The sequence below is a fragment of the Actinoplanes utahensis genome, from assembly GCF_016862455.1.
Taxonomy (GTDB): Bacteria; Actinomycetota; Actinomycetes; order Mycobacteriales; family Micromonosporaceae; genus Actinoplanes; species Actinoplanes utahensis.
In genome coordinates this window covers 109,409-132,869 of record NZ_BOMZ01000090.1, presented here as the reverse complement: position 1 = coordinate 132,869, position 23,461 = coordinate 109,409, and the positions used below count along the sequence as shown (strand labels likewise).

The 23,461-nt window shown below is 70.8% G+C and carries 25 protein-coding genes; 12 read left to right on the top strand and 13 right to left on the bottom strand.

What is annotated here, in order from left to right; all coding sequences use genetic code 11:
• The first annotated feature begins 31 nt into the window (after positions 1-31).
• Positions 32-946 carry a LysR family transcriptional regulator gene (locus tag Aut01nite_RS32590; protein WP_043524460.1) on the top strand — a complete coding sequence of 305 codons (915 nt, stop codon included), beginning with the start codon at positions 32-34 and terminating at the stop codon, positions 944-946.
• 232 nt (positions 947-1,178) lie between these two features.
• The gene (locus tag Aut01nite_RS32585; RefSeq protein ID WP_043524461.1) at positions 1,179-3,242 is read left to right on the top strand and encodes a HEAT repeat domain-containing protein; all 2,064 of its coding nucleotides are present in this window, start codon (positions 1,179-1,181) and stop codon (positions 3,240-3,242) included.
• 171 nt (positions 3,243-3,413) lie between these two features.
• Here the strand turns inward: Aut01nite_RS32585 and Aut01nite_RS32580 are convergent, their stop codons facing one another.
• On the bottom strand, positions 3,414-4,712 hold the full coding sequence (locus tag Aut01nite_RS32580; RefSeq protein ID WP_052163577.1) for a serine hydrolase domain-containing protein: 1,299 nt from the start codon (positions 4,710-4,712) through the stop codon (positions 3,414-3,416).
• A 539-nt stretch (positions 4,713-5,251) separates the two neighbouring features.
• Positions 5,252-5,650 carry a hypothetical protein gene (locus tag Aut01nite_RS32575; RefSeq protein WP_152628647.1) on the bottom strand — a complete coding sequence of 133 codons (399 nt, stop codon included), beginning with the start codon at positions 5,648-5,650 and terminating at the stop codon, positions 5,252-5,254.
• 555 nt (positions 5,651-6,205) lie between these two features.
• Between Aut01nite_RS32575 and Aut01nite_RS32570 the strand changes: the two genes are divergently transcribed.
• Complete coding sequence (locus Aut01nite_RS32570; protein ID WP_043524463.1) at positions 6,206-7,366, top strand: hypothetical protein; 1,161 nt, start codon at positions 6,206-6,208, stop codon at positions 7,364-7,366.
• Positions 7,367-7,375: 9 nt separating this feature from the next.
• On the opposite strand, the gene Aut01nite_RS32565 is transcribed toward Aut01nite_RS32570, so the two are convergent.
• From Aut01nite_RS32565 to Aut01nite_RS32550, 4 genes are all read right to left on the bottom strand, one after another.
• Complete coding sequence (locus Aut01nite_RS32565) at positions 7,376-7,531, bottom strand: response regulator transcription factor (protein ID WP_161790617.1); 156 nt, start codon at positions 7,529-7,531, stop codon at positions 7,376-7,378.
• A gap of 276 nt (positions 7,532-7,807) precedes the next feature.
• Entirely contained in the window at positions 7,808-9,076 is a 1,269-nt protein-coding gene (locus Aut01nite_RS32560; RefSeq protein WP_052163579.1) for an MFS transporter, read from the bottom strand.
• A 5-nt stretch (positions 9,077-9,081) separates the two neighbouring features.
• On the bottom strand, positions 9,082-10,503 hold the full coding sequence (locus Aut01nite_RS32555; RefSeq protein ID WP_204037750.1) for an NAD(P)-binding domain-containing protein: 1,422 nt from the start codon (positions 10,501-10,503) through the stop codon (positions 9,082-9,084).
• A gap of 76 nt (positions 10,504-10,579) precedes the next feature.
• A complete protein-coding gene (locus Aut01nite_RS32550) occupies positions 10,580-10,795 on the bottom strand; it encodes a hypothetical protein (RefSeq protein WP_083998820.1) in 216 nt (71 codons plus the stop codon).
• A 111-nt stretch (positions 10,796-10,906) separates the two neighbouring features.
• On the opposite strand from Aut01nite_RS32550, the gene Aut01nite_RS32545 reads away from it, so the two are divergent.
• From Aut01nite_RS32545 to Aut01nite_RS32530, 4 genes are all read left to right on the top strand, one after another.
• A complete protein-coding gene (locus Aut01nite_RS32545) occupies positions 10,907-11,272 on the top strand; it encodes an ArsR/SmtB family transcription factor (protein ID WP_043524464.1) in 366 nt (121 codons plus the stop codon).
• Between the two features lie 388 nt (positions 11,273-11,660).
• Positions 11,661-11,816, top strand: coding sequence for a hypothetical protein (locus Aut01nite_RS32540; RefSeq protein ID WP_161790618.1), 156 nt, complete (start codon positions 11,661-11,663; stop codon positions 11,814-11,816).
• Positions 11,817-11,963: 147 nt separating this feature from the next.
• The gene (locus Aut01nite_RS32535) at positions 11,964-12,545 is read left to right on the top strand and encodes a redoxin domain-containing protein (protein WP_043524465.1); all 582 of its coding nucleotides are present in this window, start codon (positions 11,964-11,966) and stop codon (positions 12,543-12,545) included.
• The gene (locus Aut01nite_RS32530; RefSeq protein ID WP_043524466.1) at positions 12,546-13,406 is read left to right on the top strand and encodes a cytochrome c biogenesis CcdA family protein; all 861 of its coding nucleotides are present in this window, start codon (positions 12,546-12,548) and stop codon (positions 13,404-13,406) included. It abuts the gene before it with no gap.
• 197 nt (positions 13,407-13,603) lie between these two features.
• Here Aut01nite_RS32530 and Aut01nite_RS32525 read toward each other — a convergent pair whose 3' ends face one another.
• The 7 genes from Aut01nite_RS32525 to nhaA form a co-directional block, all read right to left on the bottom strand.
• Entirely contained in the window at positions 13,604-13,897 is a 294-nt protein-coding gene (locus Aut01nite_RS32525; protein WP_043524467.1) for a YciI family protein, read from the bottom strand.
• 20 nt (positions 13,898-13,917) lie between these two features.
• Complete coding sequence (locus tag Aut01nite_RS32520; RefSeq protein WP_043524469.1) at positions 13,918-14,508, bottom strand: TetR/AcrR family transcriptional regulator; 591 nt, start codon at positions 14,506-14,508, stop codon at positions 13,918-13,920.
• A gap of 276 nt (positions 14,509-14,784) precedes the next feature.
• Complete coding sequence (locus tag Aut01nite_RS32515; RefSeq protein ID WP_043524470.1) at positions 14,785-15,849, bottom strand: PucR family transcriptional regulator; 1,065 nt, start codon at positions 15,847-15,849, stop codon at positions 14,785-14,787.
• Between the two features lie 34 nt (positions 15,850-15,883).
• Entirely contained in the window at positions 15,884-16,672 is a 789-nt protein-coding gene (locus Aut01nite_RS32510; RefSeq protein WP_043524471.1) for an efflux permease Rv1217c-related protein, read from the bottom strand.
• A complete protein-coding gene (locus Aut01nite_RS32505; RefSeq protein ID WP_043524472.1) occupies positions 16,650-17,576 on the bottom strand; it encodes an ABC transporter ATP-binding protein in 927 nt (308 codons plus the stop codon). Before Aut01nite_RS32505 ends, Aut01nite_RS32510 begins: the two co-directional genes overlap by 23 nt.
• An 87-nt stretch (positions 17,577-17,663) precedes the next feature.
• Positions 17,664-18,053 carry a hypothetical protein gene (locus Aut01nite_RS32500; protein WP_043524474.1) on the bottom strand — a complete coding sequence of 130 codons (390 nt, stop codon included), beginning with the start codon at positions 18,051-18,053 and terminating at the stop codon, positions 17,664-17,666.
• Between the two features lie 32 nt (positions 18,054-18,085).
• Positions 18,086-19,411 carry a Na+/H+ antiporter NhaA gene (gene nhaA, locus Aut01nite_RS32495; protein WP_043524475.1) on the bottom strand — a complete coding sequence of 442 codons (1,326 nt, stop codon included), beginning with the start codon at positions 19,409-19,411 and terminating at the stop codon, positions 18,086-18,088.
• Between the two features lie 252 nt (positions 19,412-19,663).
• Between nhaA and Aut01nite_RS32490 the strand changes: the two genes are divergently transcribed.
• From Aut01nite_RS32490 to Aut01nite_RS32475, 5 genes are read left to right on the top strand one after another with little or no spacing between them, the layout of a single operon-like run.
• Positions 19,664-20,557, top strand: a complete 894-nt coding sequence (locus tag Aut01nite_RS32490; RefSeq protein ID WP_173476660.1) for an ABC transporter ATP-binding protein — start codon at positions 19,664-19,666, stop codon at positions 20,555-20,557.
• The gene (locus Aut01nite_RS32485) at positions 20,554-22,191 is read left to right on the top strand and encodes an ABC transporter permease (RefSeq protein ID WP_043524476.1); all 1,638 of its coding nucleotides are present in this window, start codon (positions 20,554-20,556) and stop codon (positions 22,189-22,191) included. Before Aut01nite_RS32490 ends, Aut01nite_RS32485 begins: the two co-directional genes overlap by 4 nt.
• Positions 22,188-22,379, top strand: coding sequence for a hypothetical protein (locus Aut01nite_RS44950; RefSeq protein WP_043524477.1), 192 nt, complete (start codon positions 22,188-22,190; stop codon positions 22,377-22,379). Before Aut01nite_RS32485 ends, Aut01nite_RS44950 begins: the two co-directional genes overlap by 4 nt.
• Positions 22,349-22,564 (top strand): helix-turn-helix transcriptional regulator, encoded by a 216-nt coding sequence (locus Aut01nite_RS44945; protein ID WP_043524478.1) that lies wholly within the window; start codon positions 22,349-22,351, stop codon positions 22,562-22,564. Before Aut01nite_RS44950 ends, Aut01nite_RS44945 begins: the two co-directional genes overlap by 31 nt.
• Before the next feature lie 59 nt (positions 22,565-22,623).
• Positions 22,624-23,394 carry a hypothetical protein gene (locus Aut01nite_RS32475; RefSeq protein ID WP_152628649.1) on the top strand — a complete coding sequence of 257 codons (771 nt, stop codon included), beginning with the start codon at positions 22,624-22,626 and terminating at the stop codon, positions 23,392-23,394.
• Positions 23,395-23,461 lie beyond the last annotated feature (67 nt).

The window sequence follows — 23,461 nt, the reverse complement described above, 5'->3', positions numbered from 1 at the left end:
GTTTCTGGAGGTCATTGGATAGGATTTCCGTATGGTCACGCTTGATCTGCGACGGCTGCGCCTGCTCCGCGAGTTGCAGGAGCGGGGCACTCTCGGCGCGGTGGCCTCGGCCTTGGGCTACAGCCCCTCATCGGTATCGCAACAGTTGATCGTCCTGGAGAAGGAGGTCGGCGCGCGGCTGTTGGAGAAGGCCGGCCGCGGGGTACGGCTGACCGACGCCGGACGCCTGCTCGCGCAGCACGCCGGCGTCCTGCTGGCAGCAGCCGAGGCCGCAACGGCGGACCTCGCCGCGCTCACCGGCGAGGTCCGCGGCACCGTACGCGCCGGCGGCTTGCAGTCAGCGACTCGACGACTGCTGGTTCCCGCGGTGGCTCGCATGATGGTCGAGCACCCCCGGGTCCGTACCGAGCTCAGCGAACTCGAACTCGAACAGACCCTGCCGGCATTGCGCCTCGGGTCGATCGACCTGGTGATCAGTGACGAGTACGACGGTCATCCACGCCCGCGGCCGGCGGGTCTGCAGTTCACGTTGCTGCACCAGGAGCCCTTGAAGCTCGTACTACCGGCCGGTCATCGCCTGGCCAGAACCGGCGAGCGGATCGCCCTGTCTCAACTGCGAGACGAAGTCTGGGTAGCCTCGGACCTGGGCACCGGTCATCACGACATGCTCGTCGGAAGCTGCCGCTCCATCGGCGGCTACGAACCCGACGTACGACACCGATCCAGCGACGCGGACGTCCAACTCGAACTGGTCCGCGCCACCGGTGCAGTCGCGCTCCTGCCCGCACTGACCCTGCCCGTCACAGCGGATCCGACCCTGGCGGTCCACGACGTCGCCGAGCAGGAGATCGGACGTCGGCTTGTCCTCATCCGCCGCGACGGGCCCGCCGCGCCCGCGCTCACCGCTTTCCTGACCGTCGTCACGAACCAGGCGCGTCACCTCTGAAGCAAGTCCGACCAGAGCCCGCGGGTGCCGATCTCGGTCTGGAGGCCGGCGAAGAAGGACCGCGCAGGCCACTGACGGCCTCGGAATGGAACAGGCTCACCGCCGCGGCGGGCACGGGGCGTCCGTGCACCCCATGCGCGTCCATGCGCCGGCCGCAGACCGGGCAGATCGCCGGCCCCGTGGTGCGGATGACGGGTCGATGGTCGCCATTCGGCTTGGCATGCTGCCTGGTATGACTCTCGATCTCGATGGGGTCCGGCGCCTGGTCGTGGACCTGGATGCCACGCGTGAGTGGCGGTCGCGGGTATGCGAGCCGTACGTGGAACACGCCCTGCGGGTCGAGGCCCGCGTGGCTGAGGCCGGCGGCAGTGACGAGCTGCGGATGGTGGCGCTGTTGCACGGTGGCATCTGGCTCACCATGAAGCGGCGCCGCAGCTCGCTGCGCAACCTCGGTGTGCCACGCCGGGTCCTGGATCTGGTGGACATACTCGTCCACGACCGTGACAAGCCCGTCGGCGAGCACGCCCGGCAGATTCGTGAGGCCGGTCTGGAGATCGTCTACCGGGCCGAAGTCGCCGACCTCGCGGCCGGCTGGCAGCTCGATCGGCTGCGGGTACTGGTGGAGCTCGACCTGACCGACCCCGCCCGCTGCCTCGGCCCGGCCGACGTGCTGCGCCGACTGTCCGTCCCGGTCGACTCCTTCGACTGGTGGTACAGCGTCGCCGCCGCGGGCAGGCTTCGGCTGGCGACGGCCGTACCGCACCTGGCAGGGTTGTTGCGGCAGTCAGCCGAGGAGCGGACGACGTCGTGGTACGGCGCAGGCGTGCTGAAGGGAGCCCTGGCCGAGATCTTCACCGGAAGCACCCGATACCACTACGACGACGTCAAGCCGGACGCGTCGTTCACTCCGGTGCTGCTGCAGCTGGCCGAAGACCGCGTGCCGGTCGTACGTGACTTCGCGTTGCGCCTGCTCCACAAGGCATCGGTCGAGATCGAGCACGTCGCCATGCTGCGACGCGCTCTCGGCGCCGATGCCGAGGTGGCAGCCGCGGCGGCTGTGGTTCTCGGTCGTGGACGGATCCGCGAAGCCGTGCCCGACCTGATCACCGTCGTCACCGATCACGCATCGGAGGCCGGCCGGGCGGGCACGGACTTCTGGCGTGTCGCCCGGCTGCGCAGCGTGGCCGCCTACGCGCTCGGTAACATCGGTGATCCCGCCGCCGTGGACGCTCTCGTCCTGGTGATGGAACAGGAGTCCCGTCTCGATGTGCGGAGGGCGGCCGCTGAGGCTCTCGGCCGGATCGGCGGCCCGCGAGCCATCGCGGCGCTGCTGCGCCAGGACCACATCGAGGCCCTGCGGGTACTGGGCCGGCTGCGGGTACCGGAAGCGGTGCCCGGGCTGCTGCGCCTGCTGCAAGCACAGCCGGCGTCCCGGGTGGACAGCTGCGCAAAAGCCCTCACCCGGATCGGGGCCCGGGAAGCGGTCGGCGCCCTCGCCACCGTGGTCACCACCAGCGACGATCCACTGGACCGGCTTGCCGCGATACGCGCCATCACCCGGCTCGACCCGGACGTCGCTCTCGACGCGGTACTGATCGCCGCCCGTGACCCGGACCGGCGGGTACGCCGTCAGGCCGCTGTCGCCCTGGCCCGGTGTCGCAGCCGCGATCCCCGCGTCATCGCGGCAATGGCGACCGTGCTCGCCACCGGCCCCGGCCAGCGGCAGGTGCTCCGGGCACTGACCGGCCGGCCCGATCCGCGGGCCGCGCCGGCCGTGTTCCAGCTGCTGCGACACACCCCCGACCCGGTGCACCGGCGCCTTGCCGCCCACGCCCTATCGGTCATCACCCCGCTCACCGACGGCATGACCGGCCGCATCGAGGCCGAACTCAGAAAGGCACGCGAGCCGGTACACCACCACCTCGCATGGCTGCTCGGCGAACTGGGCGCACGGCATGCGGCACCAGCTCTGGCCCGTCAACTCACCCATCGCAGCGAGCGCATCCGGTCCGGCGCGGCCGCCGCGTTGGCCCGGATGGGACCACCCGATCCCACCCTGCCGCGACGGGACACCGACAGGGTGACGCGCCGGCTCGCCGTAGCGGTATCCGACCCCAGCCCACACGTACGAGCCAAAGCCCTGCTCGCTCTCGGCAGCCGCGGGCGGACCGAAGACCTTCCCCGCCTGCGTGCCGGACTCGACGATCCACACCCGGCCGTTCGTGCCGCCACGGCGCAAGCCCTGCGCCGCTACGGCCACGCTGTGCGTGACGGCAGCGGTACAGCGCGCCACTGAAGGGAGCCCTCACCGGCCGGGCCTGCGTGGCGCGCGCCTACCGGGGCCCGGCGTACGGCGGAATGGGTGAAGCGGATCCAAGCGCTTGCAGTCCCGTTCGTGCCGGGCCGGTCCGTGCGGGTACTGCGAATGTCTGGGGCTGAAGGTGCATGGCCGGCGTTCGCGGCGGTGTCACGGTGACGTCGTGGGTGTGGTGTGTCGGCGGCTGGGGCCGGTGGGTGTACGTGGGTGGGAGCCGGCAGGGGCGACCGTGCCGGTGTCGGTGCCGCACAGGGCGTGCCAGACGAGTTGGTTGTTGCTGGCGATCGCCTTGTCGGCGAAGACGGGGTCGGTGAACGTGTTGGTGGATGAGGCGACCATGGCGCTGCGTCGGCCGTCGGGGGTGACGCCGTTGGTGTCGGAGTAGCCGATCACGTCGCCGCCGTGGTGCCAGTAGACGCCGCCGCAGGGCAGGTCGGTGCGGAAGATGCCGAGGCCGTACGCGGCGCCTGGCCAGATGGTCTCGTAGGTTTTGCCCATCGGCACGGTGGTTGTCATGGCGGTCAGTTGTGTCGAGTTGAGCAGTTTGCCGGTCATGAGGGCGCGCAGGAACGTGTTGATGTCATGCGGCGTGGAGATCAGCGAGCCCGCGGCGCCGCCCCACGTCATGTTGTGCTGGGTGGTGTCGGTGTAGACGCCGTCGGTGCCGTACAACTGGTAGCCGTTCGGCGCCGGTGCCGGCATGGCCGGGTCGGTGCCGGGCTCGGTGGTGCCGGTCAGCCCGAGCGGGGTGATGATCCGCTTGCGGACCTGGGCGGCCCACGGTTCGCCGGTGACCGCTTCGATGACCAGACCGGCCAGGATGAAGTTGGTGTTGGAGTATTCCCAACGTGCTCCCGGGGCGAAGTTGGGCGCATGGCTCATGGCGACGGCCACGAGCCGCTTCGGGGTGTACGTGTCGAACCGGTGCTGGGCGAAGGCTTCCGGTGTCATCAGCGAGCTGAAGAACGCCTCGTCCTCGGTGTAGTCGTACACGCCGGAGGTGTGTTGTAGAAGGTTTCGCAGGGTGATGTCGGCGCCGTTGTTGCCTCGGCCCTGTACCAGCCCGGGCAGCCACTTCTCGACCGTGTCGGTGAGGGCCAGCCGGTTCTCGCCGGCCAACTGCAGAACAACGGTCGCGACGAACGTCTTGGTGGTGCTGCCGATGCGGAAGTGGGAGTTCCAGTCCACCGGGGATGCCGTGTCCATCCGGGCCGCGCCGGCTCGGGCGCGGGTGACGGTGGTGCCGTCGACGGCCTCGGCGAGGACGCCGGTGGTGCCGATGGCGTGGATCAGGTCGACATCTCGCTGCAGGACCCCCTCAGGTGCAGCGTCGACGACCGCGCGGGCAGGCGAGGCGGTGACCGGTGGCGCGTAGGCAGCCAGTATCGCTGCCAGGGCCAGCCCTGCACCGAGCAGGCGAGAGGGATGCCGGGATCTAGCGCTGTTCATGGTTGTCCCCCGAGACGGATGCCGGAGAACCTGATTGCCCTCCGCATCAATAACACTACGGAGAGTAGATAGTTGCGGTTCTTACTTAGCCGGTCACCGCCGACCACGCCACCACGATCCGGGTACGCGCACCTCGGCAGCCTTGGCCATAGGTGTTTGCGTCGGTGGGTCGCCGCGTGCCGGTCCATCCGGCCGCTGCGGGTGTTCCGCAAGATCGGGCCTCCGTCACGCTCGTGGACGGCCCGGCCGATCGCGCGAGCCGCCTTGAGCTCCAGATCTGTCTCCCCGGCCGCCGCCTGCGCGGCTGCCGCAGGGGGCCTACGGTGTGCGGCGCCATGTGGCCACTGGACCGCGCTGGGCCGACGTTCTGGAGACGATCGCGGCGGAACGGGCCGGGCTCACAGAGGACGCTGCTGTCAACGACTGCCGGAAACGTCCCGGACCGCGTCCTTGTGGCCTGTGCCCACGCCGGCCGGTGCGTCCCGCCGACCGTACCGATCGGCAGACCGACGGGCCCCTGAGCCAGAACGCGGGCTTTCTCAGCTACCGGGAGTGCGGTAGCACGGGGAACCGATGAGCAGCAGCATCGCCGGCGCGTCCCCGCTACTGAGGCTGAAGGAGAACCCGTCGCCGCTCTTCGCGGCGACCTGGCCGCGCTGCCCGTCGGGGAAGGTTCGGTCCTCGGTGATGGTGTAGCCGGTGTCCTCCCACGCTTGCCGGGTCTTGCGCAGCGCTTCCAACTGCTGGTCGGCGGGCACGGATGCCTGGTAGATGCCCTGGATGTAGTAGACGCTGTCGGGGTCCGACAGTTCACCGGCCGCGCCTTCGCATGCGGAGACGTTGGTGTTGGCCTGCGGGAACGTGTCGGATCCGGCCGCGGCACGCGTAGCCTCCGCGTACTGCTGCACCTGCTGCTTGACGTCGTCCTGTGGCCGCAACTGCACATCGTCCCTTCCGAGTGAACAACCGGACGTAGCGATCAGGGTGGCGACGGCCGTGGCGAGTACGAGTCGGCTGGACGTGGTCACGAGCGCGGAGCTTCGCCGAAGATCAATATCACGTCGTCATTGTGACCGGTCGCCACCACGGCCTGGTCGAACAGCGTCCGGCTACCCGGACGCCCTTCGTCGTCTCAGCGCCTCGCGTCGAGGTCACGATCCGCAGTAGCGACTTCGCCTTCACTGTCATGTCAGGGGATGCGGCGAATGGCGGCCGGCTAGCTGAGTTTCTGCCGCGCGCCAGCGTTCTGCAACGTGCCCGCCTGGTTGGCGCGGGGGTCGCGGACGCAGAATGGATCGGTCAGGCGCGTGAGAAGCTGTCGCCGCAATGCCCGCTTCCCCTGTGAGGTGAAGCCCTTCGCATCCGGCACGGGATGCGAAGGCGCCGGAGCCCACCGGGCCGGACCCGGGCCAGGTGATGCCTCCATGACGGGGCCTTATGACGGCACCACACGGTGGCTTCCCCGGCTCGGCCGCACCCGCCACTCTGGACTGGTGGACACCCCCGAGAATGGCTCCCGGCCCGGCCGGCAACGGCAACGTCTGGACTGGCGCGGGCAGATCGCCGGCTTCCTGCTCGGCGTCGTCGCCCTGGGTGTCACCATCAACCTGCTCAGCGACGACTACGGCTATCGCGCCCTCACAGCGATCCTCGGGCTCGCCGCCGTGTTCGGCGTCGCCGCCTGGCTGCACCGCTATCCCGGCTCCGCCCTGCAGCACACCGCCCGCACCCTGCTGTGGGTCCTTGCCGCCGGCTGCGCCCTGACCGCCGCGGTGCTGCCCGGCCGTTGGGCCGTCTGGTTCACCCTCGCCGTCACCGGCCTGCTGGTCGTCACGGTCCTGCTCGCCACCGACCTGCCCACCGCCGGGCTGCTCCTTGCCGGCGCGACGATGGTCGGGGTCGGTGTCGCGGGCGCTGTGGTCGCGGTGGGCTGGTTGCGGGCCGGTGCCGTGCTGCTCGGGGTGGCGGGGATCGGGGCCGGTTCCGCGCTCGCCGTGGCCGGGGTGGCGGTGCTGCGCGACAGCCGTGGCGTGCTGCTCGGGGCGGCGACGATCGGGGTCGGTGCCGCGGTCGCCGTGTTCGGCATGGCGGTGCTGCGCGGCGGTGACGTGCTGGGCGGGGTGGCGTTGGGCGGTGCCGGTGCCACGCTCGCCGTGTTCGGGATGGCGGTGCTGCGCGGCAGTGACGTGTTGTTCGGGGTGGCGTTGGGCGGGATCGGTGCCGCGCTCGCCGTTCTCGGGGTGGGATGGCTGCACGACGGTGACGTGCTGAGCGGGGTGGCGGGGATCGTGTTCGGTACCGCGCTCGCCGTGCTCGGGGTGGCCTGGCTGCGCGCCAGTGGCGTGCTGGTCGGGATGGCGATGATCGTGGGAGGTGCCGCGTTCGCCGTGCTCGGGGTGGCGTGGCTGCACGACGTCGGCGTGCTGTTCGGGGTGGCGATGGCCGGGGTCGGTGCCGCGGCCGCCGTGCTCGGCATTGCGTTGTTGCGCGGCGATGGCGTCCTGGATCGCTTGCGGGAGCGGTGGGCCCGGTTCACCGCCGACCAGCGCCACCATGCGCCCGTAAAGGCCATTCCCGGCTCCCCCGCCGGGCCACGTGGCGGTGAGCCGCCAGCCGGCCCCCAACCGTCCGCTGACGAGAACGTCACCGGATGACCAGACCCTTCACAGGCGTATCCGTGCCATCGCCTCGGCGCCGGTCGGCACGGCGGTGACCGCATGACCGGCCGCCGACAGCCGTTCGGCCAACGACTCGCGTACCTGATCCTGCGGGACGACCACGAGCAGGTGAGCGCCGGCCACCGCCTGCCGAGACACCATCGCCGACCTTTTCGCCGCAATCGGTGTCGCTGTGGTCGCGGTGCTGGTGGCTGCGAGTCGCTCCTGTCGATCGGCTGGCTGGGTACGCCGGGGCGGTGGCGGGCGGTGGCGATGACGACCGGGGTGCGGAATCTGACTCTCGGGTTGTTCTTCGCAGCTGCGGCGTCGCCGACGGTGTTGCTGACTCTGCTCGCCTATGGCCTGGTCATGTGCGGGATGTGCGTTCCTGCCGCGTGGCTGCTCGGGCGCGGTGAACCGGTGCTCGTTCGGTGGGTGTCAGGGGCGCCGGGCGCCGGTGAGCGACGCGTACCCGGTCTCCGCGGGACGGGGCGAGTCGGCGCGGGCGAGGATGCCGGTGACGGCGATGAGGCCGGCGGATCCGATGGCGAGCAGGACGGTCCGGTAGCCGCCGGGTGCGGTGAGCAGTGCCGCTGCGGCGAGTGGGGCGGCGGCTTTGGCGAGGGTGACGAGGGCGGCGAGGGTGCCTGCGATGCCGGCATAGGCGGTGGTGCCGTACCGGTCCGCGAGGAGTTGCGGGGTGGCGAGGCTGGCGATGCCGAAACCGAGCCCGAACACGGTCACGCCGAGGATCGCGCCGATGCGGCTGCTCGCGGCGGTGGGCAGGCTGAACGCGGCGGCGGCCTGCACAGCGAAGATGGCGGCGACGATCCGATGCAGGCGCAGCCGGCGCCCGGCGGCGGTGAGCAGCAGCCGACCGGTGACGGACAGGACACCGAGGAGCCCGGCGACGGTGGCGGCGAAGGTGGCCGGGTGGCCGCGGCTGGTCAGGAAGCCGACGAGGTGCACGGTCATGGTGCCCATGGCGGCGCTGTGGGCGACGAACGCGGTGGCGAGCCACCAGAAGCGGCGGTCGTGGAGTGCGGCTCTCCTGCGGTCGCGGCGCTGGGAGTCCGTGACCCGTCCGCCCGTGCTGGTGGGTGCCGGTGCGCGCTGCACGACCAGCAGATGCAGCGGTACGGCCGTCGCGGCGTAGAGGGCGGCGAGCATGAGCAGGGTGGTACGCCAGCCGTGCCGGTCGGTGAGCCAGCCGGTGAGGGGCATGAAGACGGTGCTGGCGAACCCGGCGACCACGATCATGCCGAGGATCGCTCGGGGCCGGCGGGCGGCGTCGAACCAGGGGACGAGGACGGCGGTGGCCGGCTCGTACAGGGCCATCGCCATCGCCACACCGAGCCCGGCGAAGACCAGGTACAGCTGCCCGACCGTCGTCACGTACGACCAGGCGGCGAGCATGCCGGCGCCGAGGGCGGCGCCGGCGGTCATCAGGGCCCGGCCGCCGTGCCGGTCGAGCAGGCGTCCGACCGGTACGGACATACCCGCCTGCACGAGGATCGCGATGGTCAGCGCGCCGGTCACCGCTGCGGGTGTGGTGTGCAGGTCGGCGACGATCGGGTGCAGCAGGACGGCGAAGGCGTAGTAGAGCGTCCCGTACCCGATGGTCTGGGTCACGGCGAAGGTCGCGACGAGCCACCAGCCGTGGAACACCCGCCGGCCACTGGTGGCCGGCGGGTTCATGGCGCCCATGGGTGTCAGCAGCAGGATCCGGTCTGGCCCTCGGTGGGCTTGTCGCCGAGGGTGATCAGGTTCAGTGGGGCGGTGAGCAGGCCGCCGGCGATCCCGGTGGCGAGCCCCCGCCCGGCCGGCTCAGCGACGGCAGCCGGTGCCGGGGCGCCGCAGCAGCCGCCACCGGCGGCGATGGTGTCGTCACCGTCGACCGGGTTGCTGTTGCAGACGCCGGTCTCGGGCAGATCGAGCTGCACGTCGCGGGCGGCGTCCCAGTCCCCGGCCAGGGCGGCGACCACGGAGCGGGCCTGCTCGTAGCCGGTGGCGAGCAGGAATGTCGGCGCCCGGCCGTAGCTCTTGACGCCGATGGCGAAGTAGCCGGGTTCGGGGTGGGTGAGTTCGTCGATGCCGTGCGGCGGGACGGTGCCGCAGGAGTGCTCGTTCGGGTCGATCAGCGGGGCGAGGGCCCGGGTGGAGCCGAGAATCGGGTCGAGGTCGAGGCGGAGCTCGCCGGTGATCGTGTGGTCGGGCCGGAAACCGGTCGCGGACACGATCCGGTCCACGGTGACCGACTGCTCGCCGTCGGAGACCTTCACCTGGTCGCCGTCGACGACGACGCTCTGCACGGAGAAGCCGGTGATCAGGGTGATGGTGCCGTTCTCGACGTGTGCACGAAGCCGGGAGCCGAGCGCGCCGCGGGCCGGCAGCGCGTCGGCGGACTCCCCGCCGTAGGTGCGCGCCGGGCTGGTCGCCCGGATCGCCCAGGTCACCGCCGTTCCCGGTGCCTGCTCGGCAAGCTCGGCCAGGGCCAGCAGGGTGTTGGCGGCGGAGTGCCCGGCGCCGACGACCAGGGCGTGTTTTCCGGCGAACCGGTCGCGGTCACGGCCGAGCACGTCCGGCAGCGCCGCCTCGACGAAGGTGGCCGCGGTGGTCTCGCCGTGGGCGGGGATACCGGAGGCACCGAGCACGTTCGGGGTGCCCCACGTGCCGGAGGCGTCCACGATTGCTTGGGCGAGGATGTCCTCCCCGTCGGCGAGCCGGACCAGGTACGGGGTCTGCTCGCGGCCGAGGCTGCGAACCCGGTCGAGGCCGAGCCGGGTGACCGCTTGCACGCGGGCGCCGTAGCGGATGTGCGGCTTGATCGCGGGCAGGTCCGCCAGGGGCTGCAGGTAGTCGGCGGCGAGTTGGGCGCCGGTGGGTAGTTTGTCGTCGTCGGGGCGGACCCAGCCGGCGTCGGTCAGCAGCCGGGCGGCGGCCGGATCGATGTTGAACCGCCAGGGTGAGAACAGCCGCACGTGGCCCCACTGCCGGACCGCGGCGGCCGGGCCCTCGCCGGCTTCCAGGACCACGAAGGGCAGGCCGCGTTCGGTCAGGTGGGCGGCGGCGGCGAGACCGACCGGGCCGGCACCGATCACGGCGATGGGCAGTTCGGGGAAGTTGCTGGACACGCGGATGACTCCTGTCGGACGTGACGACGAGTGGACGGGTAGAGCCGGCCGGGGCCGGGCCTCGGCTCGGAGGTGGTCAGCCGCAGCAGCCCTGGCCGTCGGCGATCGCGGTGGTCTTGGCGGCGCTGCCGCAGCAGGCGCTCTCGGCGGTGGCCTCGGCGCTGGTGCCGCAACAGGGGCTGGGGTCCCCGGCCGTCGGCGCGGTGAGGGTGGCTGTGGAGCCGGCACAACAGCCGTCGGCGGCGGGCGCCGCGACAGGGGCAGGGCCGGGAGCGGGTACGGGTGCGCTCATCGCTGTTCTCCTCATCCGTGACGAACACAGCACTGTTTCGATGGATGCTGGATCCGATCGTTATCGAAACCAAGAGTTGCACGCCGCTTCGATAGTTGTCAAACTCGACTCATGTCGAAACCATCCGCCCTCGCCTCCACCCCCGCCGTCGAAGATCAGGCACCGTGCTGCCCGCCGCTGGCGCAGCAGCGCATCGACGCCGGCACCGCGGTGAACCTGTCGGCGGCGTTCAAGGCGCTCGGCGACCCGGTGCGGCTGCAGCTGATGTCGATGATCGCGTCCGCCCCCGACGGCGAGGTGTGCGTCTGCGATCTGACGCCGGCGTTCGAGGTGTCCAGCTCGACCATCTCGCATCACCTCAAGACCCTGCGCGAAGCCGGCCTGGTCGACGCCGAGCGGCGAGCGAGCTGGGTCTACTACCGGCCCCGCCCCGCCCTGATGCGGCAACTCGCCACCCTGCTGACCCCCAACGACTGACCACCGCCATCCGTCCGGCCACGGCCGCGTCTCAGCCTCACCGCGAGGCGGCGGGCCCCGCATACCGGTTCGCAGCGAGCCGCTCAAGGGCCGGATCGAGCGGGACGACGAGGGTCATGTGAAGGTGCAGTCGCCCAGCACCCGCACCAACCCGGGCGGGGTCACCTTCGCGGCATGTCACAGTAGGCCGCCCGATGATCTCTCATCTGCTGTCACCGGATCGTCCGGTGATGGAAGGAGTCGACCATGACGGCGATGGAGCCCGGTTCACCGTGGAGCCCGGCGACGTGGACGCGATGCCGGCAGAACGTCCCGCCATGCTGCGGGCACTGCGGGAGCGGTTCGACGGGTTCGAGGCCCTGCATCTGGTACGCCTGAACCGCAGCCCTTGGTCGACAACCTGCCGCCAGGCGTCACGCTCGGTGGTGCGACGTCGATCAACGACAGCAGCGTGATCGTCGGCTGGCGTTGCCGCGGCGAGTGCTGGCTGGATGAGCGACGGATGTACGGCAACGCATTCATGCTGGTCCCGCAGACCAACTGAGAGCGCGCGGCAGCGGGCGAGACCGGCCGGTCAGGTCAAGCTGATCCGCTGTCCACCGGGGCCGCGCGCTAACGACAACCACGGTCGGGATCCGGCTTCCTCAACTCGTAAGAATCCGCGCCGCCCGGACCATCTACCGTCGGTCTCATGAAGAGACTCACCCTGTCGGTGGTCACGCTGGCATTGGCTCTGGCAGCTTGCGGACGCGCGACCGAACCGGCGGACACCCCCGCTCCCCCACCGGCGACGGCCACGGCCGGCACCGGCAGCGCGGCACCGGCGGGCTCCTCCTCCGCCGCCACGACACCGGCTCAGCAGACTCCCGCCACACTTCGCTTCACCGGTACGACCCTGGAGGGCGCCGCGTTCGACGGCGCGAGCCTGACCGGCAAGCCGGTGGTCTTCTGGTTCTGGGCGCCCTGGTGCCCCAAGTGCCAGGCCGAGGGCCCGGCCGTCGCGAAGATCGCGGAGAAGTACCGCGACCGCGTCACCGTCGTCGGCGTCGCCGGCCTCGACCCCAGCCCGGAGAAGATGAAACAGTTCGTCGACCGCACCGGCACCTCGGGGCTGCCGCAGCTCAACGACACCACCGGCGCCCTCTACAAGCACTTCCGGGTCACCAGCCAGTCGTCGTACCTGTTCATCTCCCCGGACGGCGGCACCGAATCCGCGACCGGGCCCCTCGACGAGGACGAACTGTCCACGCTGATCGAACAGCACCTGCTTTAGATGGACGATCTCACCTTCGCGCTCGCCGCCGGCCTGCTCGCCGCGTTCAACCCGTGCGGCTTCGCGCTGCTCCCGTCGTTCCTGCTGCTGTTGGTGTCCGGCCCCGACGGGGTCCTGCGCGCGCTGCGGCTGTCCGCCGCCATGACCGCCGGCTTCGTCACCGTCTTCGGCGTCGCGGGTGTGCTGATCGGGGTGGTGACCGCCCCGATCCAGCAGCACCTGCCGTGGCTCACCGTGGTCATCGGCGCCGGTCTGGTCCTGCTCGGCGGCTGGCTGCTGTCCGGACGCGAACTACAGATGCCGGTCCCCCGGCTCACCGCCGGCGGCCCCACCGGATCACTGCTCGGTCTGTACGGATACGGCGCCTCGTACGCGGTCGCATCGCTGTCCTGCACCATCGCCCCGTTCCTGGCCGTCACCGGCCTGGTCTCCGGCAGCGGAAACGTGCTCGCCGGGGTGGGTGCCTTCCTCGCGTACGGCGTGGGCATGGGTCTCGTCGTCGGCCTGCTCGCCCTGCTCGCCGCGCTGGCCCAGGACACCGTGGTACGCCGTACCCGCGCGGTGCTCCCCTACGTCTCCCGGGCCAGCGGCGCGCTGCTGCTGCTCGCCGGCGCCTACGTCGTCTACTACGGCTGGTACGAACTCCGTGTCAACGCCGGCGAGAGCGCCGACGATCCCCTCGTGAACACGATCACCGAACTGCCCGGCCACCTCTCGACCCGCCTCGACGCCATCGGCCCCGGCTGGATCGCCGCAGCGTTCGCGCTGACCGCCACGACGGCCCTGCTGCTCCGGGCGAGACGCAACAGAAGAACCGGCGAGCCGCTCGATCAGCAGGGAGAGGCAGCGTCCGATTGCTGAGTTCACCGTGAACGGACGTCATCGGACCAGATCACCATGCCGGGCGGCACAGTCGTCCTGATGGGCGTGTCGACGGTAGCGGCCGGGCCCTCCGCCGCGGCGGCCAGATCCCATCACCCTGAAACCAGGCCCGCAGCGGTACGCCGACGGCTGTCCTCAGTGGGCGACCGCCGTGCGCACCGGTGCGGCAGGGTCGGTCACCGGGCCGGCATCAGGAAACCGAGCCGCGGGTCGGCCATGCCGGGCTCGATCTGGAGAATCTCGGCGTCGACCACCCGGTGGACGACGAAGGGATCCCCGGCGACCCGCCGCTCCAATTGCTCGAGGGAGGTGTTGTGCGCGAGCACCGCCCCGCCGAGGCCGGGCTGGATGCCACCGACGAGAACAAACACCTGATCGTTGAGGCCCTGCTTGATCCATTGCTGATGCGCGGGCATGTGATCCGCTGCGGCGGCCCGGTTCTCGGCGAACCGGAGCAACACGATGAACATCGGTCATCTCTCTCTGTCGGTCACTGCGGGGAATTCTCTGCCGGCCGGAGTTCGGTGGCGAGCCAGTCCTCCAGGCGCTCGACCTCACGGCGTACGAAAACCTCGTCGCCGAAGGCGTTGGCCAGCGTGGCGACGCCTTGACTGAACGCCAGCACGTGCAACGCCTTCTCGTCGGCGGTGCTCGCGTGACCGAGGGCGGTGAACTGCTCGGCGAGCCACCGCCGGAACAGGGTGAACAGCGCGGTCGCCTCGGGCCGCGCCGGGTGACGCAGTTTCGCGAGCTCGGCGGTGAGCGTGCCGACCGGGCAGCCGAAGTCACGGATTTCCGCGCCGTTGGTCAGCACGATCCGGATGAACAGGCGGATCCGCTCCGCCGGATCGGCGGCCCCAGTCTCCCATCGGCGCAACATGCCTCGGGTGGACTCCACCCGGGACTCGATCACCGCGGTGAGGATCTCGTCCTTGGTCCGGAAGTGGTAGTAGAAGTTGCCCCGCGAGATCCCCAGCGCATCAGCGATCGCCGTGAACGACGTGTGCTCGAAACCGTGCTCATAGAACAGCCGGTCGGCCGCCGCGACGATCTGGTCGCGTGTCGGTGTGCTCCGGGCCATTGCTGGGATCCTCCACGTCAAGCCCACGTTCAGGACGCTTGCCCTAAGAGGGGATTCTAGGACGACCGTCCTAGAAGCTGTCAACTCGCCTGTGGGCCGCGACACGGAAGACGGTGCCGTACCGCGACGGTGAACGTGGCCTGCCCGTTCTTGGTAGGCCTGGCGGTGAGCACCGCGCTGCCGGCCTGCTCGCCGAAGCGACCCTGCCGATGGCGTCGACGGCCCGTGCGCTGCTCTACGGCGCGTGCGACGCCTGAGCGAGAACCCAAGATGCGCTCACGACTGGCTGGTCGGCCAGCCTAGGAGGCGGGCCCCGAGAACAGCCGTGTGAAGGGTGAATCGTTGGGTGGGTTCGCCGGGGTGGTATCCGGTGAGGGCTTTGATGCGGTCGAGGCGGTAGGTGACCGCCCGGACGGACAGGTGCATGTGCCGGGCGGTGGCGGTGTAGTTTCCCTGGCTGTCGAAGAGCACGGTGAGTGTCTCCAGGTAGGGCTGGACGCCGCCGCGCGCGTGCAGCAGTGGCCCGAGGACCGTGTCGACCAGGTCGGTGATGGCGTCCCGGTCACGCAGGAGCACCGGGAAGACGAGCAGGTCGGCGGCGCGCAGGACCGGTGTGGTGAATCCGAGCCGCTCGGCGAGGTTCAGGGCGTTGCCGGCCTCCTCCAGCGAGGTGACGATCCCGGTCATGCCGGGGTGGGCCCGGCCGACCGCGATCTGCCAGTTCCCGGCTCCGAGGCGGGTCAGCAGGTGATGGGCGAGTTCGGCGGGCAGACCGCGCAGCCCGCCGGTGCTGATGCAGACCAGTTTGCCGTCACGGTGAATGGTCAGGGTGTTGCCTGCGCCGTAGCGGGCGGCGAGGGCCGCATCGATGTCACGGACGATGGCGTCGGTGAGCGCCGGGCCGACCGCCAGTGCGACGACGTGGGTACCGGACAACCGGATGCCGTAGCGTTGCGCGCGCTCGGCAAGGTGACCCGGATCGGCGCGGCCGGTGAGCAGGTCATCGACGAACATGGTGCGCTGATCGTCGTGGTCAGCGAGGTGCCGGCGGAGGTGGTCCCGGTAGCCGGTGAGGACGGCCTCGAGGGCCTGTGCTGTGGTGTCGAGCAGGTCTGCGGCGCGCGTGTGGACAGCCGACGACGTCTGGCTCGCGGCCGGGAGTTGGCCGGCCCACGCCGCGCGCGCCGCGTCGAGCATGGCCGCGACCACATCGTCGACCGGGTGCGGGCTGTCGGCGGCCCAGCGACCGAGTTCGGTGGCGTGCTGATGGCGCGGGGCACCGGGCGGCAGGCGTAGCAGCGCGGCGCATCCGTCGGTGAGTGATCGCGGGTCAGGGCTCATCCGTCTTTCCTCCGGCCGCTGGTGGCCGTCTCTGTCAGACGCCGACGTCACGGCGGTCGAAGAGGACGACGCCGGCGGCGGCGGTGGTGACGCCGATGCCGGCCAGCAGCAGCAGGTGTGCCGGATTCCAGCCGTCGTGCAGTGGGTCGCCGCCGATGAAGTAGTAGAAGGGCGAGACCCATTTGAGCCCGCTGACACTGTCGGAGATGTTCGACAGGGCGTTGGCCATGTAGGTGGTCACGCCGATGACGCCCGTGACCGCGAGGACGGTGCCCCGTTTGCCGGTGACGGCCCCGGCGAGGAACGCGATGCCGGTGAAACACCAGGCCAGCAGCACCAGGCCGGCGCAGGCGGCGGCGACGTTACCCAACGGTACGTCGATGCCGATGGCGGGGACCAGGATGCTGAGCACGATCCACGGTGCGACCGCGACCAGAGTGATCGCCGTGGCCGCTGCTGTCAGGCGCTGGGTCGCGAAGCCTTTGCGGGACAGCGGGTTGGCCAGCAGTAGTTCCATGCCGCCATCCTCTTCGGGGCGGGCAATGGTGCGTGCTGCCAGAGTCGTGGCGCACATCAGCACCAGCAGCGGGCCGATCAGGGAGAAGACGGTGGCCTGCAGGTAGCCGGCGGGCGACAGCATGTCAGCGATCCCGAGGAAGTCGAGCATGCCCTGTGGCAGAGCGTCCTGCTTGAGTTCGGCGGCGCCCTGGAACTGGCTGTAGAAGCCGGTGTAGACGGCGGTGAACGCGCCGACGCCGGCGGTCCATCCGATGGTGGTGCGACGGTCGTCGCGCCAGGTCTTACGCACCAGCGGCGGCAACATCGCTCGTACCTTCTCCCGTGTAGTAGTAGGACAGGAACGTCTCTTCCAGATCCGGCTCGGCCGACAGCAGGTCGATGACCTCATGCCGGGCGGCGGCCTTGATGAGCGGGTCGAGACGGCCGTCAACCGTGCAGCGCAGCACCGGCCCGGTGACCTCGACCTGGGTGACCCCGGGCAGGCCGGTGAAATCGGCGGCCTCGACGGGATCGGCGAAGTGGATCTCGACGCTGCGCACGGCGCGGCGCCCGAGGGTCTCCACCTTCTCGACCGCGGCGAGCCGCCCGTCCCGGACGATGGCGACCCGATCGGCGGTGGACTGAACCTCCGCGAGCACGTGCGAGGACATGAAAACGGTCTGCCCGTGGTCACGGGCCTCGCGGACCATCGCGAGGAACTCCTGCTGCATCAACGGGTCGAGCCCGCTGGTCGGCTCGTCGAGGATCAACAGGGCCGGCCGGTGCATGAACGCCTGCACGAGCCCGACCTTCTGCTTGTTGCCCTTCGACATCGCCCGGACCGGCCGGGACAGGTCGAGGTCGAGACGCTCGGCCAGGCCGGTGACGGCGGTCCACGGGACACCGCCGCGGGCGTCACCGAAGAACCTCAGCAACTCCTCAGCGGTCTCCCGCCCGGGAAAGGCAAGCTCGCCGGGAAGATAGCCGATCTGCCGGTGCAGAGCCGCCTTGTCCCGGCGGGAATCCATGCCGAGAACGCGGGCATGGCCGCGAGTCGGCCGGAGGAAGTCGAGCAGCAGGCGGATGGTGGTGGTCTTGCCGGCGCCGTTCGGGCCGAGAAAGCCCATCACCTCACCGGCACGAACGTCCAGAGTGAGTTCTTCGATGCCGCGCCGGGGGCCGTAGAACTTGGTCAGGTCCTCGGCCAGCACGGCTGTGTCGCTGGTCATGCCCTACAGCATCCGCGTTCTGCGGGCCGAGGTTCCAGGGATGTTCCCGGACGCCTTCCCACCGCCGTTCTTTCCGGAATCCGGCAATCACCGCGCCCGGCTCACACGCACAGCAGCAGGACATGCTCGCCGCGCATAGCCCGGCCGGCACCGCCCCTTTTCCGTGTCCATCCGCTGTGAGGTGGCACCGTCCGGGCGCCCCGGACGGTCGACGAGCCGCAGACCGTTGCCCTGGACCAGAAGATCACCGACGACGTCACTGGCGGCCGGGCTTCGGGCCGCCAGCCCCAGCAACCGGCCGGCGGCCTCCGAGGAGGTGATGACCGAGGTCGCGCCGCTACGCCGCAGCAGAGGCACGTTCTCCGCCGCCCGGCCCGCGACCGTGATGGTGGCGTCGCCGACGATCGCGGCGTGGCCGTCGTCGGCTGCCTCCCGCGGCGCTGTCCATGGGACATCCGCCGGCAAGGGCTGCGGCACCGGTCGAGAACCCGCCCTGCGAAACTCGATGCTCAGGTTGATTCGAAGCGGGTCGCGGGCGGCTGCTGGTAGACGTCGGGGATGTCGTCGCGGTCGGCGTCGGTGTTCTCGGCGTCGTGGATGCGCCGGTAGGTGCGGTTGCGCAGCCGGAGGATGACGGTGGCCAGCAGAGCAGCTGCCAGCGAGCCGGTCAGCACGGCGACCTTCACGTGATCGTCGCGGTCGCTGCCGATGCCGAACGCGAGCTCCCCGATCAGCAGCGAGACGGTGAACCCGATGCCCGCGAGCACCGCCAGGCCGAACACGTCGATCCAGGCGAACCCGGTGTTCATCTTCGCCCGGGTGAAACGCGTGACCAGCCATGTCGCCGCGGTGATACCGATCGGCTTGCCCACGATCAGCCCCACCAGGATGCCGATCGCGACGGGGTCCGTCAGTGCGGAGCCGAGGCCGTCCAGCCCGCCGACCGCCACTCCGGCGGACATGAAGGCGAAGACCGGCACCGCGACGCCGGCTGAGATCGGCCGGAACCGGTGCTCGAAATGCTCCGCCAGTCCCGGTCCCGCCTCCGGGCCGCCGGCCTTCTGGCTGCGCAGCACCGGCACGGCGAAGCCCAGCAGGACACCGGCGACGGTGGCGTGCACGCCGGAGGCGTGCATCAGGGTCCATGTGGCGAAAGCCAGCGGGAGCAGCAGCCACCACGACCGGACCCGCTTCTGCACCAGGACCGTGAACACCGCCAGCGGCACCAGGGTGGCCAGCAGGGGAACCACCGACAGGTCCTCGGTGTAGAAGACCGCGATGATGACGATGGCGAGCAGGTCGTCCACGACCGCCAGGGTGAGCAGGAAGGTCCGCATGGCGTGCGGCAGGCACCGGCCGATCACCGCGAGGACCGCCAGGGCGAAAGCGATGTCGGTGGCGGTCGGGATCGCCCACCCTTTGACGGCTCCGCCGGCCGAGCCGACGTTGATCGCCAGGTAGAGCAGGGCGGGCACGATCACCCCACCGACGGCGGCGGCGATCGGGACCGCGGCACGGCGCGGGTCCCGCAGATCGCCGGCGACGAACTCGCGTTTCAGTTCGAGACCGGCGACGAAGAAGAAGATCGCGAGCAGTCCGTCGGCCGCCCACGTGGCCAGCGACAGATCCAGATGAAGCGCATGCGGGCCGACCGTGAACCCGCGCAGCGTCTCATAGCTGTCGCCCCACGGCGAGTTCGCCCAGATCAGGGCGAGAACCGCACCGGCGAGCAACAGGATGCCGCCGATGGTCTCCTTACGGAGGATGTCGCCGATCCGGCGTGCTTCCGGCCACGATCCGCGGCCGAACAGGGTGGGGTTGCGCGGCGGCGTCATGGCTGCTCCAGTTTTCGGGGTCGGGTCGGACGTTGCCGACCAGACTTCCCGGCGCACCTGCGGACAACCCTACCGGCCACGGATCGCCGGCGCCCGACATGGCGCCGAACGTGACCGAGGCAACGACCGACGACACCGCCGGCCGGCGTGATCAAGTACCGCCGCAGTGCATCGATGGAGTACGGTCAGCGACAGGTGTGCCGGGAAGTCTGGTCGGCGGTCATATCCGCACGACCGCAGAAGGATCTCCCGATGAGTCGACCCGCGCTGCGCGCTACCGGCCTCACCAAACGGTACGGGCGGCTGACCGCCCTCGACGATCTGACCCTCGACGTACCCGCCGGTGAGGTCTTCGGGTTCCTCGGCCCGAACGGCGCCGGCAAGTCCACCACCATCCGGCTGCTGCTCGGCCTCGCTCGCCCCACCGCCGGGCAGGCCTGGATCTTCGGCGTGGCCGCCTCCGACGTGGTCCGCGCGCACTCCCAGCTGGCGTACGTACCCGCCGATGTCGCGTTGTGGCCACAGCTGACCGGCGCGGAGATCCTGCACCTGCAGGCACGGACCGGCCCCGGCACCGATGAGGCGTATCGCGACGAACTCGTCGAACGGTTCGCCCTCGATCCGTCGAAACCCGCTCGCACCTATTCGACCGGCAACCGGCAGAAGGTCGCGCTGATCGCCGCGTTCGCCACCCGGGCGCCGCTGCTGGTGCTCGACGAGCCGACCAGCGGACTCGACCCGCTGATGGAACGCGAGTTCCGTACCGCCGTGGGTGCGGCCCGAGACCGTGGGCAGACCGTCTTCCTCAGCTCCCACCAGCTCTCCGAGGTGGAGGCGGTCTGCGACCGGGTCGGCATCCTGCGCGCGGGCCGGCTCGCCGACGTCGCCACCATCCAGGGCCTACGGGGCCTGCACCGCTCCGAGGTGACCGTCTCCTACGCCGGAGCCGAGCCGGTGTTGTCGGCGATCCCCGGCGTCGAGGCCGTCGACGCTCCCGGCGAGGGGCGGCTACGGTTCACCCTGACCGGTCCGCCGGCTCCCGCGTTGCGGGCACTGGCCGGCGCCGACGTCACCGCGATGACCGTCCGGGAGCCGAGCCTCGAGGAGATCTTCCTCGACTACTACGGCACGGAGTCGGCCCGATGAGCGCCGGCGTCATCTCCCCCGCATCCGTTGCCCGGCCACACGCCGCGCACGCACCCGGGCGAGCTGTCACCGTGCTGGCGATCCGGCAGATTCGCCGTGGCGGGCTGATCGTCGTGGTCCTGCTCGCCGGGCTCACCGCGCTGGTCGCGGCCACCTACGGCCGGGTCATGGCCGACCCCGCCGCGGTCGGGAGCATGCAGGCGCTCGCCGGGAACCCCGCCATCCGTACCCTGTTCGGCGAGCCCGCCGGCCTCGACACCGCGGGCGGATTCACCGTGTGGCGGGTCGGCACCTTCCTGGCGGTGCTGCTGGGCACGTGGGCGATCCTGGCGACCACCCGGATCACCCGCGGCGAGGAGGACACCGGCCGGTGGGACATGCTGCTGGCCGGACGCCTCCCGCTGCGGGCGGTCCTGGCTCGGCACCTGGCCGCCGTCGCGATCGTGCCGGTCGCCGCCGGAACGGGGATCGCCGCCGTGCTCGTCGCCTCCGGAACGCCGGCTCGCGGAGCACTGGTGCACGGTGCCGGCACGGCCCTTCTCGGCCTGTTCTTCGTGGCGGTGGCCGCGTGCACCGCACAGATCCTCCCCGCCCGCGCACCCGCGACCGGCCTCGCGGTCGCGGTCCTCGGTTCCGGCCTGCTGGCCCGCATGGTCGGCGACGGGGTCACCGAGCTCGGCCGGCTGCGCTGGCTGTCGCCGTTCGGGCTGCTCGCGCTCAGCGGCCCCTACCTCCAGGACCGTGTCCTTCCCCTGCTGCTCCTGCTCGCCGCCACGCTGGTGGTCACGGCCGCGGCGCTCGCGGCGGCGGGCAGGCGAGAGGTACGCGGTGGGCTCGTCACCTTCGCCTCCGGCCGTGACGCCCGGCTGACGCTCCTCGCCGGCGTGGAGACGTTCGCCGTCCGCCGGGTGCTGCGGCCGTTGACCGGCTGGACCATCGGTGTCGGGGCCTACTACCTGCTCATCGGTTTGACAGCCGTGTCCATCACCGGCTTCCTGGCCGGCAATCCGGCATTGGCGGACGGGGCCGCCGAGGCCGGCTTCGCGGAGGTGGGCAGCGTCGCCGGGCTCACCGCGACCCTGTTCGCCATCCTCGCGATGCCTGCCGGCGGCTTCATCGCGGTACGGATGGGCGCCTTCGTCACCGCCGAGACCGACCGGCTGCTGGTGACGCTCGCGGCCGGCCCGGTCAGCCGGACCCGGTTGATCGGCGCGGAGATCACCGCCACCACCGGCGCCGCCGTCACCCTGGTCACGGCAGCCGGGCTCGCCACCTGGGCCGGGGTCACCGTGACAGGCGGCGACCTCAGCCTGGCCGGCGCGCTCAGCGGCGTGTGGAACATTCTGCCGATCGTGCTGCTCAGCCTCGGCGCCGCCGTCTTCGCCGCCGGCTGGGCGCCCCGCCTGGTATCCCTCATCGGCGGCCTCCCGGCCACCGGCGGCTTCCTCCTGCTGGTCATCGCCGACAGCGTCGCCGCACCCGGCGGGGTACGCGACCTGTCACCGTTCGCACACCTCGCCCCCGTGCCACTCAGCGAACCCGCCTGGACGGCGTCCACGGTGATGCTGGTGGCGGCCGCGGCGCTCACCGTCGTGGGTGTCGCCGGCTATCGACGGCGGGATCTCGGGTCGTGAACGACCGGAAGCCGGCGGCGGTCCTTCTCCTGCGCCGCCGGCGGATCAGTCTCGTCTGCGGCTGTCTCTGCTCCGCACTCGCCGCTTCCATCATGGCCGTTCCACTGCCCTACCACGCCATCGTCGCGGCAGCGGCCCTCGGCATCGTCTTCGCTGTGTGGATCATCCTGCTCTCGCACCGACGCTGACGGTGCCGGGCGCCCGCCACGACCTCACTCAAGAGCAGCTCGCTGAGCTGGTAGGGGTCACCCGCAAGGCCATCGACACGGTCGAGACCGGCAGGTTCGTTCCCTCGACCGTGCTCGCACCGAGACTTGCGCGCGCCCTGCACATCCGGGTCGAGGAACTCTTCTACCTGGCAGAGGAGGAGTGAACACCGCGCAGTGGCTCTTTGCCGATGCCCAGTCAGGCACGGCGTGGCACGATCCGTTCGTGACCGATGGCGCCGTGCGACCCTCGCTTCTCCGCCATGCCGGGAAACCGGCTTCGTGGCGGCGCGCCGTGCGGGCGTTGCTGGCCGCGGCGTGGGTGGTGTGGCTGGTGTCGAGTTGGTGGGCCGCGCCACGAGAGACGGATCTCGCGCGTGCGAGAGCCGATGTGGCGGCCGGGCGTGTGCAGTCGTACCAGCGGGGCGACACCTGGAGCGATGCCACCAGCTTCTCCTGGAATCGTCACGCCTCGTTGCGGTCGTGGGGCACCGATGGGCCGCTTCTGGTCTGGAGGACGACGGATGGACGTCTCCACTACACGGTTACCGACGTCGTCTCCGGCACGGAGCCCGACGAACCGGGGGTCGGTCTCACACCGATGCCACCCCTGGCGAGGGAACTGGACGCCGCCGGCGTCGAGAGAAGCGACCCGATCGGCCCGCTGACGTCGCTGACGGCCGTCAGCACCGTGCTGATCATCGTCTTCCTGGCGATTCTGCGCTTCGGGCCCGTACCGGTGGCCGGTACCCGCTGGTTCTGGTTCTGGCTGGTCGTCGGCGTACCCCTGGGCTTCGGCTTCGTGTACTGGCTCCTGCGTGAGCGCCCATGGACATCGGCCGCCGGCACGATCGCGGACGCGGCCGGCGACGTACGGCGACGCTGGTACGTCGGATTCGCCATCTCCTTCGTCGCCACGCTCGGCGGTTCACTGCTCGCCTACGGCCTGCATCGGCTGCTGGGGGAATGGATGATCCCCTCCACCCTGATCAGCTGACTCCCGGTTGACTCCTGCCCGGCCGCGCTTTCCCATCCCGATGATCAACTTGTGGCCGAACGGGCCT